7 protein-coding genes are annotated in these 12769 nt (G+C 63.8%); 5 read left to right on the top strand and 2 right to left on the bottom strand.

The genetic code is table 11. From position 1 onward, the window contains the following. Positions 1-24 precede the first annotated feature (24 nt). The 5 genes from trxB to AB7V09_RS09795 all read left to right on the top strand — a co-directional run bounded on the left by trxB (position 25) and on the right by AB7V09_RS09795 (position 5598). Entirely contained in the window at positions 25-951 is a 927-nt protein-coding gene (gene trxB, locus AB7V09_RS09775) for a thioredoxin-disulfide reductase (RefSeq protein ID WP_075253662.1), read from the top strand. 109 nt (positions 952-1060) lie between these two features. Then, a complete protein-coding gene (trxA, locus tag AB7V09_RS09780) occupies positions 1061-1387 on the top strand; it encodes a thioredoxin (protein ID WP_419143630.1) in 327 nt (108 codons plus the stop codon). 272 nt (positions 1388-1659) lie between these two features. Further along, the gene (gene thrC, locus AB7V09_RS09785) at positions 1660-3099 is read left to right on the top strand and encodes a threonine synthase (protein ID WP_419143631.1); all 1440 of its coding nucleotides are present in this window, start codon (positions 1660-1662) and stop codon (positions 3097-3099) included. Between the two features lie 229 nt (positions 3100-3328). Further along, the gene (locus AB7V09_RS09790; RefSeq protein WP_419143632.1) at positions 3329-4642 is read left to right on the top strand and encodes a PLP-dependent aminotransferase family protein; all 1314 of its coding nucleotides are present in this window, start codon (positions 3329-3331) and stop codon (positions 4640-4642) included. Positions 4643-4650: 8 nt separating this feature from the next. Beyond that, positions 4651-5598, top strand: a complete 948-nt coding sequence (locus tag AB7V09_RS09795; RefSeq protein WP_419143633.1) for a D-alanine--D-alanine ligase family protein — start codon at positions 4651-4653, stop codon at positions 5596-5598. A gap of 4606 nt (positions 5599-10204) precedes the next feature. Here the strand turns inward: AB7V09_RS09795 and AB7V09_RS09800 are convergent. Both AB7V09_RS09800 and AB7V09_RS09805 read right to left on the bottom strand, forming a co-directional pair. Continuing rightward, positions 10205-11794, bottom strand: coding sequence for a ParB/RepB/Spo0J family partition protein (locus tag AB7V09_RS09800; protein ID WP_419143634.1), 1590 nt, complete (start codon positions 11792-11794; stop codon positions 10205-10207). Continuing rightward, a complete protein-coding gene (locus AB7V09_RS09805) occupies positions 11794-12696 on the bottom strand; it encodes a ParA family protein (RefSeq protein WP_003788519.1) in 903 nt (300 codons plus the stop codon). Before AB7V09_RS09805 ends, AB7V09_RS09800 begins: the two co-directional genes overlap by 1 nt. Positions 12697-12769 lie beyond the last annotated feature (73 nt).

Consider the following 12769-nt stretch of genomic DNA (forward strand, 5'->3'; position numbering starts at 1 on the left):
CCCTATCCGCTCGTCAGGAGAGTCATGATTCACGACGTCGTCATCGTCGGCTCCGGTCCCGCCGGCTACACAGCCGCCATCTACGCGGCCCGCGCCCAGCTCAATCCGGTCATCCTGGCCGGTTCGGTGACTGCCGGCGGTGCCCTGATGAACACCACCGAGGTGGAGAACTACCCCGGCTTCGTCGAGGGCATCATGGGCCCTGAGCTCATGACCCAGATGCAGGAGCAGGCCGAGCGCTTCGGTGCCGACATCCGCTACGAGGACGTCACCGCCCTCGAGCTGGAGGGCGATGTCAAGCGCATCACCACCTCTGACGGCGTCTACGAGGCCCGCACAGTCATCATCTCCACCGGCTCGGAGTACCGGCACCTGGGCATCGACGGGGAGGAGCGCCTCTCCGGCCACGGCGTGTCCTACTGCGCCACCTGCGACGGGTTCTTCTTCAAGGACCAGGACATCGTCGTCGTCGGTGGTGGGGACTCGGCCATGGAGGAGGCCACCTTCCTGACCCGCTTCGCCCGCTCCGTGACGGTGGTCCACCGCCGCGACGAGCTGCGCGCCTCGGCCGTCATGGCCAAGCGCGCCCAGGAGGACCCGAAGATCTCCTTCGCCTGGAACTCGCGAGTCGTCGAGCTCGACGGTGAGGACTCGCTGACCGGCGTCACCCTGGAGGACACCGTCACCGGGGACCGCCGCCGGCTCGAGGCCACGGGTCTGTTCGTCGCCATTGGACAGGTGCCGCGCAGCGAGCTCGTCACCGACGTCCTCGAGCTCGACGAGGCCGGCTACATCAAGGTCGAAGCGCCTTCTCAGCGCACCCGCATCCCCGGGGTCTTCGCCTGCGGTGACGTCGCCGACCCCACCTACCAGCAGGCGATCACGGCGGCCGGATCCGGCTGCCGAGCGGCCCTGGACGCCGAGCACTACCTGACCACTCTGCAGGCCTGAGGGCCGGCTGCCTCCACTCAGCACAGGGCTGGCAGGCTCCGCCGACGTCGACAAGCCAGTCCTGCTCCAATCCCGACTCACCCATTCACAACGTTCGAGGAGAACAATCATGTCCCAGGCTCTCGCCGTCACCGACGCCACCTTCGAGGAGGAGGTCCTTAAGTCCGAGGTGCCCGTCGTCATTGACTTCTGGGCCGAGTGGTGCGGGCCCTGCCGCCAGATGGCGCCGATCGTGGACGAGGTCGCCGCCGACTTCGGTGACAAGGTCAAGTTCGTCAAGGTCGACGTGGACGCCAACCCGGCCACGGCCCGCTCCTACGGCGTGCGTTCCATCCCGACCTTCGCGGTGGTGCGCGACGGCGAGGTCTTCCACCAGTTCGCCGGCTCGCGCCCCAAGACCTCGTTCAAGGCCGAGGTGGAGAAGGTCCTGGCCTGAGCCCGAGCCCCCGTCCTTTTCTCTCACTCTCACGCATCGGCCTCGCCGTGCTGCCCCTCGCGGGTGTCTCGGCGGGGCCGATGTTCTGTCCCACCGGTTGTCTGATGTCTGGTTCCGTCGTTGGGTGGGCCGTCACCTCAGCGAGGCCGTATCTGACACAGCATCTGACACAGCATCTGACACCGCACCTGTCACCCGCCGTCACGGCCCCGTAGAATCGCACCGGATTCGCACGCGGCACCAGGGCATGCGACACGGCAAGAAGGCGGCACATGCAGCACACCCAGTACATCTCCACCCGTGGCCAGATGGCGGCAGCGGGGTTCACGGACGTTCTTGTGGCGGGCCTGGCGCCCGACGGTGGCCTGGCGGTTCCCAGCCGGCTGCCCGCCCTGAGCCCTGAGCAGATCGAGGTCTGGCGGCCCTTGGGCTACGCCGACCTGGCCACGGAAGTCATCGGCCTGTTCGCCACCGACATTCCCCGCGAGGACCTCGCGGAGCTGACCCGGGCCGCCTATGGAGAGGGGAGGTTCCCCCAGCCGGTCGTCCCTGTCACCGGGCTTGACGAGGTCGCCGACGGCCTGACCCTCGTGGGCCTGTCCGAGGGACCGACGATGGCCTTCAAGGACCTGGCCATGCAGTTCCTGGGGCAGGCGATTCCCTATGTCCTGGCCAAGCACGGACAGGTGCTCAACATCCTGGGCGCCACCTCCGGCGACACCGGTTCGGCGGCCGAGCACGCCTTCAGGGGGCAGGAGGGCGTCAGCGTCTTCATGCTCTCGCCGGCCGGCCGTATGAGTCCGGTGCAGCGCGCCCAGATGTACACCCTCCAGGACGCCAACATCCACAACATCGCGGTGCGCGGTGTCTTCGACGACTGCCAGGCGCTGGTCAAGGCGTTGAGCAACGATGCGGAGTTCAAGGCCGCTCATCACCTGGGCGCCGTCAACTCCATCAACATCGGCCGGATCGCCGCGCAGGCCGTCTACTACGTGTGGTCCTGGCTGCGGGTCACCGACACCGTGGAGGAGGGGTGCCGCGCCGGCTACCGCATCGATGTGTGCGTGCCCTCGGGCAACTTCGGCAACATCTACGCCGGATTCCTGGCCCGGTCCATGGGGGTGCCGATCCGCCGCCTCATTCTGGCCACCAATGAGAACAACGTGCTCGAGGAGTTCTTCACCACCGGCATCTACCGGCCCCGTTCCGCGGAGGACACCCTGGCCACCTCCAGCCCGTCCATGGACATCTCCAAGGCCTCCAACCTGGAGCGCTTCATCTGGGCGCTGCTGGGCCCCGAGGTCTTCGTGCAGCGCTGGGCGGAGCTGGAGACCACCGGCACGCTCGACCTGCGCGATCAGCTCCCGCGCCTGCGCGAGGAGTTCGGCTTCGTGGCCGGCACGTCCTCACACGCTGACCGACTGGAGGCCATCCGCACCGTCAAGGAGCGCTCCGGCCGGCTCATCGACCCGCACACGGCCGACGGCGTCACGGTCGCTCTGCGCGTCATGGAGACCGGGTTCCCCACACTCGTCATGGAGACCGCCAAGGCCGCGAAGTTCCCGCAGACGGTGGCCGAGGCGCTCGGGAGCGAGCCGGAGACCCCCGACGTCGTCGCCGATCTGCTCGCCCGGCCCCAGAAGGTCGAGACGATCGACAACGAGGAGGCCCCTCTGCGCGCCCTCATCGAGGAGCGGGCCCTGACCCGCTGACCGAGGTCGGCCCGTAGGGCTACTGACACCTCACCGCGCCGCGCATCGCACCCACGATGCGCGGCGCGTCCTTGTCCGGCGCGCGCGCCGTCCCAGCGATGAGGTGAGGAGCGTGTTTCACGTGAAACACCGCGGAATACTCTTGCCCCCGCCGACTGCTGAGCACGGCTGGGTCCGTGGCAGACTTAGGGCCACGGACGCATCAGTGGCGACCAAGGAAGGACCGCAGGTGAGTGAGAGCAGTAACCAGGTGAAGGGCAACCGACTCGACCAGTGGCTGGACAGCTACGCGGCACGAGCCCACGGACTGCGTGCCTCGGAGACGCGGTCCCTGTTCGCCGTCGCCTCCCGACCCGAGGTCGTCTCCCTGGCCGGCGGCATGCCCAACCTCAAGGACCTCCCGCTGGAGCGTCTGGCCGAGGCCACCGCGCGGATGATCCGGGAGGACGGCGGCCGGGCGCTGCAGTACGGGAACGGGCAGGGACTGCCGCGGCTACGCGAGCAGATCACCGAGGTCATGGCCCTGGAGGGGATCAGAGCCGATCCCGAGGACGTCATCGTCACCACCGGCTCTCAGCAGGCCGTCGACATCATCACCGAACTCTTCGTCGACCCCGGCGATGTCGTGCTGACCGAGGCACCCACCTACGTCGGCTCACTGTCGATCTTCGCGACCTACCAGGCCGATGTGCAGCAGGTGCCCATTGATGCCGGGGGCGTCGTCCCGGAGGCGCTGGAAGAGACGATCGTCCGCCTCGAACGCGAAGGACGCCGTATCAAGTTCTTCTACTGCCTCCCCAACTTCCATAACCCCGCCGGAGTGACCCTCGCCGAGGAGCGCCGTGGACAGGTCGTTGAGATCTGCCGACGCCACCACATCCTCATCGTGGAGGACAATCCCTACGGTCTCCTGGGCTTCGAGGGGCAGACCCACACCGCACTCAAGACCCTCGCGCCCGACGACGTCGTCTACCTGGGTTCCTTCTCCAAGATCTTCGCCCCGGGTTACCGCGTGGGCTGGGCGGTGGCCCCGCCGGCCGTGCGGGAGAAGATGAAGCTGGCCTCCGAGGCGGCGATCCTGTGCCCGTCGTCGGTGGGTCAGTTCTCGATCTCCATGTACCTGGAGCAGTTCGACTGGAAGCAGCAGATTGTGGACTTCCGGGCCATGTACCAGGAGCGGCGCGACGCCATGGTCTCGGCGCTGGAGGAGTTCCTGCCCATGTGCCACTGGAACGTGCCCGACGGTGGCTTCTACGTGTGGGTGCGGCTTCCCGAGGGTCTCGACGCCAAGGACATGCTGCCGCGCGCGGTCACGAGCCTGGTCGCCTACGTCTCCGGGACGGCCTTCTACGCCGGCGGCAGGGCGGGGCAGGACCACCTGCGACTGTCGTTCTGCTACCCCGAGCCCGCCGAGATCCGTGAAGGGGTGCGCCGGCTCTCCGGCGTCGTGACCCGCGATCTCGAGCTGCTGAGCCTGTTCGGGCCCACCCACAGTCCCCATCCGTCCGAGGGCGTCCACGCGCCCGCACCCGACCAGATCTGAGGTTGACGATGAACCAGTCTCCACTCCGTATCGCTGTCCTCGCCGGCGGATTGAGCCATGAGCGCGACATCTCCTTGCGCTCAGGGCATCGCGTCGCCCAGGTACTCAAGCACCTCGGGCACACCGTCCTCGTCCTGGACATCGACGCACGCACCATTGGATCGCTCAAGACCTTCGGACCCGACGTCGTGTGGCCCTTGGTTCACGGCGGCCCCGGGGAGGACGGGGGGCTTCAGAATGTGCTCATCTCCCTCGGACTGCCGTATGTCGGCACGCACTCCGACGGCTGCCAGCGGGCCTCATTCAAACCGACCGCCAAGGCGAGTGTTCGCACCGGCGGAGTGATTACTCCTGATTCATTGACGCTTCCACAGTCCTATTTCAGTCAGCTGGGGGCCCAGGAGGTTCTCACCGTCGTGGCGGGTCATCTGGGACTTCCTGTCGTGGTGAAGCCGCATCAGGGGGGCTCCGGACTTGGTGTTTCCTACGCATCGACGGCGGACGAGCTGCGCTCCGCGATGGTGGCGTGCTTCGCCTACGACGAGCGCGCCCTCATCGAGCACTACATCGCCGGGACGGAGCTGGCGGTCTCCGTCGTCGACACAGGAGAGGGGCCACGCGCACTTCCCCCTGTTGAGGTCGTCACCGACGGGCAGTATGACTTCGATGCACGGTACAACCCGGGCCGTTCGGAGTACTTCGTGCCGGCTCGGCTGGATGAGGCGGTCATCGAGAAGGTGAAGAAGACGGCTATCACGGTTCACACCACTCTCGGGCTGGGCAATCTCTCGCGCACCGACCTCATTCTCGATGACAAGGGGACTCCGTGGTTCATCGACGTCAACGTCATTCCGGGAATGACGGAGACCTCCCTGCTACCCATTGCCGCAGAGGCTGAGGGCTCCTTGGACGACCTGTATGACGCGTTGGCGAGGAATCCACTGGTTCATCCGTAACACCGGCTCGGTTTCACGTGAAACGGTGGCTCCACTCCTATCGAGTGGAGCCACCGCTGTATTCATGTGACGTTCCGTAGGACCGTGGAGCGGATATCACCATCAGCATCTTCTTCTCGACGGCGCGCCATCACGAGTAACCGGAGGGCCTGCGGTTTCACCTGGAACCGGATGCGGTGTGCGTGTGTCATCGCCTGGTGAGACACGTCTGCCGTACGGTCATCGAGACACGCTGCTCTCGGAACAGGGCAGGGGCTGGCGTTGCTCGGACCGGCCTCAATATCCCGTCAGAACGATCAGTGCTGGCATCGTAACGGCAGGACAGAGCATCGGGACATTTGGAATCCTCAGCGTTTCACGTGAAACCTGCTTATGAGCTTCCCGCTTCTCGTGCTGATGAGGGGGTTGACGGTTCCTTCGTTCGGGGAACGGCGTGCTTTGAACGCAAGGCGCTGCCGCCCTCGTTGATGTGCTTCAAGTGCAACGCACGGCAAACAATGCTGCCCACCGGGTCACAGGTATGGACGTCATTGCCCATACCCAAGCGCTAGCCGATCGGGAGATGGAGCACGCACGCTCAACGCAACGCGATCATGTTTCACGTGAAACCAGACGTCAACGGTGCCACTGACCAAATCAGCACGTCTCAGCCAGGTCCACGGCGCACGGGCCCTTCTCCCATTCAGTATGTCGTCGTGTGCCGTTGAGAGACCGTGTGGCGCGTCAGAAGCGCGGTAGCGCATCCGGTCTACCCAGCGTTGCGATGAGGCGTGCCGCACGGCTGCTACAAGGAGACGCGGGAGTAGGCGGCTTCAGACGAGCAGGACACGAATCGGCTCTCATCGTCAGCATGGGGCAATGCCACCAGCGAGGTCGACGCAGAGCCACGTAGGACCGGCAAAGGCACCCGCGACCGACTACCGATACTGCGTCCATTTGTTTCACGTGAAACCTGCTGTTGGCTGCGGCCTTGTTCGATTCCTGCGCAGACGGGCGTCAGCTTCATGGCGGGAGAGGGGTGCCGATGCCAACTGAGACGGTGGCCCCTATGCGGGTACGGCCCGGCTCAGCCTGACACCCAACGGTTCCCATAAGGGACAGCCATTCCCGGGGTAGCGGTACTCCAAGCCAGCAAGCGGCGTCCCAATAGATCGGTTTCGGATGGAACACGCTCATGTATGACAGCCCCGGCTCCATACCCTGGAGCTAGCCACCGTACCGCGTGGCGCGTTACTGGTGGTCGATGACGACCGCCGTTCTCTGCCCCTCCTGCCCTGATAGTGGGTGGCCGAACCAGCGAGGATTACCTGCCGGGTAGGTGGGGAGGGGTGTCGAAGGCCCCGGAGGTTCCTGTCTCTGCCAATGAAGCCTGACGAACAAGCTCAACACCGATGGCCTCCGGTATCTGGAGCGGCCAATCCGCCTCTCCCACACATCGGATCGATGGGCAGGCCCGCGACACCCTTCATGACCTCTGATCGATCAGCACGTAATCCAGACAGCCGTTCTGAAACGGAGCGCTCCGCGTACCCTGTTGATCTCGCGGTTTCACGTGAAACATGCTCTGCATTGCGTTGGTATAGCGTCAGCACAGTCAGGACTCCGCTGTATCGTCTGCTCCGTCATCCTCATGCGCCGATGCGGAGGCAGATGCATTCCAATCCAAGTGAAGGAGTCGAGTAGTCTGCTGCACGGCTCCGTGCCCAACACTGACTATCGGCACATGCGATCAGGAGCATGACCGACTTCTGTTCTTCGCGTCGGAACGTGTGCGGGACCTTCGCGTCGTACTCATCGCTCGGGGACGAGCGGTACCTCCCCCGGGGGAGGCCTGAGCATCCCGTTCCCGCACGCCAGGATGAACCCTACGAACATTGACGCGACACCGCTGGCCCAATCGGAACGAGAGCGCTCTTCAGCGACTTACGGCGGTTTCACGTGAAACCGGCTCATAGCCCCCAGGAAGTGCACACCATGCCTGCCCCTTCAGTGCGGCGGTACACGTCGTGACGCTCGGATTCGCTGTGCTTCCCCAATGCACGGCACTCGATCAGCACCCGCCAAAGCAGATGTATCTTCCGCACTCTTCCATTTCAGCACAACGCCTTCCATCCCTTCCGACGCGACGTACTCGACGGCCGACCTCCCGTATCCACATAGCAGCGGCGTCCGGCTCGTCCTCACGTGCTACAGCACATGACGGGTCTCCCTCCAGGAAGGAGAGTCCATCAGTCATCAACGCCATCCGGCAACTTGAAGTCACGGACTCAGTCCTCAGTTCCGTCCGCAGCGTCTTATGGAACACTCCCGGCGGAGGCCTCGCCATTGGTTTCACGTGAAACCAGCCCCAGCCCCGAGAAACGGCTGCCATGCCGCCCACGCCAGTCAGGCAGCGCACGTTGTCACGATCGGATTTGCAGTACTTCTCTAACAGACGGCACTCGATCTGCCCCGCCCAAAGCAGATGTATCTGCCCCGTTCTTCCGCGGCAGCAGTACGTCGTATCCCGTCGGGCACGACGTATTGAACGGGAGACCGCTACCGGGCACTGGGAGACGGCATCACGTTGCTCCTCATGTGCTACGGCATACGCCCTACCTGCCTCCGAGGAGGGAGAGGGCATCACGTCTCATCAACAGCTTGAGATCACAGCATCTGCGCTCGGTGACGTCTGCAGAGTCTCACGGAGCATTGCCGTCGGACGCTTCACCATCGGTTTCACGTGAAACCGACTCACAAACACGGCGCGGGCGTCATGGCAGCGCCGACGTCATTCCGCGGTCCGCTCTCCCAGGATAGGTAAGCACGGTGCTCCTCTTCGCGGTGTCTGCCACGCACATGACGCCTGTGAGTAGCCAGGAGCCTCACTCATGCCTCAGCACTGCGCCACGATTCAGAACTCCGCCCTTGACGCCGCGCTTGGTGCACCAACAGATGCGCTACAGAGGACGTGAGCAACACGAGCAGTCTTCACTGTTGGAATGCAAACCCGATGCCTCCCCCGGGGGAAGGGACTGCGACGGCATCACCGACCACTCATCGGCTAGGTACGCAAGCACCACGTCCGCTAGAAGACCCTCAACGAAAGCCACCCTCCATCGACCGTCTTCTGGTTTCACGTGAAACCAGCGATCACGAGTATTCGGTATGAGTTCCCCTGTGTACATTCCTCCGCTGTTCGTGGCCGACATACTGAGGTCAGCATGGCCCCGCGGTCGTGAGTCCCACCGGGAAGCGGCATTCTCCGGCCACCGATCTACCTGGCCACGACGAAACACTGATACCCCGCAGAGCGCCACCCCTACCCCACGGGGAGGGGAAGAACTCGCCTTGTGGTTTCACGTGAAACCACGTGGATCCCCAGTCTCCCCGCTACCGTCGGGACCGACGTGCTGGAGCAGTCAGCAACGCATAGGCTCATGACGACTAGCTCGGCATTTCAGGACCCACCGCCCCGCTTTTTGAAGCGCTGACGCGGCGAACATTGACCGTTTCTCTGTATCCATGCGAGCGACTACGCCAGTTTCGAGCGGCCCTAGCAACGACTCTGAAGAGGGCGTACGCGTGCAGCCTCATCCGCGTCATCGCCCATACAACGCCGCACGGGAGGCGTCGTGACTCCGCGATCCCTGCCATAGGCACTCCTCTATCGCCGCCTGAGAACCACATCCTCCAGTACCGCTACGCCTCGATACGGTCGCGCACACAGTTTCGGTAGCGATGCAACCGCCACTTCCCATGTTTCACGTGAAACCTTGGGAGTACCAGGACCTGTCTGTATCTGATCTCCTCACGTCCAAGACTCTGCTCGAGTAGGAGCGTGGGGTGGTGTTCATCGTCTCGGGGATGAGCAAGCAAAGGCATCTGAGGACGCAGCGGCGTTCATGGAGTGGCATCAACCCCCGCTTCCGCGCCGCGATCCCGAAGCGACCGGTGGTTTCACGTGAAACCGAGGTCGTATTCCAGCGACGCTCCCTTCTCACTTTGCCCACGGAACCATGACAGTCAACGCTGCGGGCACTAAGCCGCGAGCTTGATCGACCCTGCGGCGTCATGGTGGCCTGGCCCGGCATTCTCAGCTGGGGGTCGGCCGCACCTTCCCCTACCTGCCCCCAGACTTCAGCACAGAGGCGCGAGGCGGACGGTAGAGGCCGGTTCCGACCCCCTCCCCAGGTCGACCCACTCTGCGAGTAGCGAGAGGCATTGGTCAGGCCTCGTGCGTGCTTCACGATGGTTCCAGGCGACGCCTCAACCAGCGGCTCGGTTGTCACGATACCCGACATTCTGGCGCGTCATGCATCCGCAACCGTTCCGCCTCAACTCATCAAGCATTCGCCGGTATCCACGTACCTCAGCAATGACGGGTAACTCGGTATCCACATGTTTCACGTGAAACCCTGGGCTGACACAATCAGCGTTGGACACCGTGAGTGACACCCTGAGCTCACCCCGAGTCATGGGATCACCGGTGAGTGCCACCGTGTTTCACGTGAAACACGACCGTCGACCCATCCACGAGCCCCATCAATGGCTATTCAGTAAAGACGACGGTGGGGCCGAGACACTGAGTGTCTCGGCCCCACCACGCTCAAAGGATCAGAGCAGGCTACTCCTCGTCAAGAGACGTTCCCGGCGCCAGCGCATCGACCAAGCGGGCGAGGTCCTCATCGCCCGCGAACTCAATGGTGATGCGCCCCTTCTTCGCTCCACGTGTCACCTTCACACGAGTGTCGAAGGCATCGGACAGCCGGGTTGAAAGCGCCGGGAGAGGAGTGCTCCGAGCACGCAAGACCCTCGGCTGGTCCGGTCCCGGCTCAGGCTCCTCATGCAGCGCAACCAGCTCCTCCGTGGCACGCACCGACAGCCCCTCCGCCACCACGCGCTGAGCAAGTCGCTCCATCTCCGCCGCATTGGGAAGACCCAGAAGCGCACGAGCGTGTCCTGCAGAAATGACATTCGCAGCAAGCCTGCGCTGCACCAGCGGCGGCAGCTTCATGAGGCGCAAGGTGTTGGAGATCTGGGACCGAGACCGGGCAATCCGCTCGGAAAGCTCCGCATGAGTGCACTGGAAGTCCTCCAGCAGCTGCTGGTAGGCCGCAGCCTCCTCCAGAGGATTGAGCTGAACACGGTGCAAGTTCTCCAGCAACGCGTCACGCAGCAGATCGACGTCGTCCGTATCCCGAACGACCGCCGGAATCGTCTCCAGCCCGGCTTCTTTGGAAGCGCGAAGACGCCGCTCACCCATAATAAGCTCGTACCGAAGCTCCTCTCCCGGAGCAGTCGGCACCTGACGCACCACAATCGGCTGCAGCAGACCCACTTCTGCAATCGAGGCTGCCAGTTCCGCGATGTCCTCTTCATCGAAAACCTGACGGGGTTGACGAGGGTTCGGGTGGATTAGCTCCACCGGAATCTCAGCGAAGCGGGCACCCGGAACGGGAACAAGCTCATCGGCGCCTGTATCCGCCGTCTTCTCCTCGGCATCGGTCTCGTCGGGCGCCTCGGTTCCAGCATCGGCCGAGGCCGCCGTCAGGTCCTCCTCGGTCCTCTCCTTCTGGGCATCGGAGTTCCCGTGATCGGCAGCCTCAGGCTGCTCCTCCTCCGTTTCACGTGAAACCTCGGGGACCACGGGCGTAGATTCCGGTTGAGGAACCGACGTCGAAGCGCTCTCCTCCTGGACGTCTTCAGCCGTCGAGGCCTCATGCGAAGGCTCCTCCACCACAGCGGGGACTGTCTTCGTTGCCTTCTTGGTTACTCGCTTCGGCGCGGCCGATGCACTCCGCTTCGCTGAGCCGGCGGATGACGACTTCTTCGCGGTCTTCTTCTCCGTCACCTCCGCATCAGTCGTCGAATCCGGCGTAGTTTCACGTGAAACCGGCTTCTTCTGCTTGTTCTGAGCACCGGTCTTGGATGCGGTCGTGGATCGAGTCGAGCGACTCTTGGATCCACGCTTCCGCTGAGACGGAGCCAGGAGAGTAGCGGCCAGATCGCGAGTACTGCGCGCCTCGGCGGCCGGCTCAGGCTCCGGAGCGTCATGCGTGGCCTGCGAGGCCGCATCCTCATCACGCGACTCGTCCTTCCGGGAGTCGGGGAAGAACACATCGGAAGGACGAGACGCAGCAGGTACTTTCTCCTTCTGCGCCTCGGGAATCAGCGCCTGCAGACCTCGTCCCAGTCCGCGCCGTTTCTGAGCCATCAGGCTTCCTCGCCTTCAATTCGGGGAGCGCCCCGCAGAGCGACCTCACGAGCCATTTTCTTGTATGCAATTGCGCCGGTGGACCGGGGATCCCAGAACACCACAGGAGCACCGAAGGAGGGGGCCTCGGCAACACGGATGGAACGCGGCACCTTGGTGTCCAGCGTCGCATCAGGGAAATAGGAACGAACTTCGGACTCCACCTCACGGGCCAGGGTGGTGCGTCCGTCAAACATGGTGAGCACAATCATGGAGACTCCCAGTCCCGGATTGTGAATACGCGCGATCCTGTCAATGGAGCGCGTCAGCAGGGCGAGGCCTTCGAGAGCGTAGTACTCGGCCTGCATCGGAATAAGCACCTCGTCAGCAGCGACGAAGGCGTTGATCGTCATAATGCCGAGGCTCGGCGGGCAGTCGATGATGACGTAGTCGAGGGGCTCCAGACCATCCGTTTCACGTGAAACCAGGTAGTCCACCAGCGCACGCCGCAGTCGTGACTCACGCTCAGCAGTGGAGATGAGCTCTATCTCAACCGCAGCCACGTCAATAGTCGCAGGCACACACCACAGGGACTCGCAGAATCGCGTCTTGGCGACGACATCCTTGATCGGCATGGCGTCAACGAGGACGTCGTAGATGGAGGCGCTGTCCTCATCATGCTCCACCCCCAGTGCAGTGGAGGCATTACCTTGAGAGTCGGCATCGATGAGCAGAACGTGCAGCCCACCTTCAGCTAAAGCCGCCGCAAGATTCACCGCGGTCGACGTCTTTCCAACGCCGCCTTTCTGATTGGCGACTGCGATGACACGAGTCCGCTCGGGATGTGGGAACTCTCCACCCGCTACCTCGTCTAACGCGAGGTGCTCGGCCTGGAGCTGATCGAAGATAGACGATCCGGACAAACCTGCTTCTCCTCGGACGGCGACCCAACAGCCCGAGCCAGTCGGGCAGTTACGAGTCTACGCGAGCAGGTCG

The organism is Actinomyces sp. SKVG-SVH-4(1) (assembly GCF_048514265.1).
GTDB classification, from domain to species: Bacteria; Actinomycetota; Actinomycetes; order Actinomycetales; family Actinomycetaceae; genus Actinomyces; species Actinomyces oris.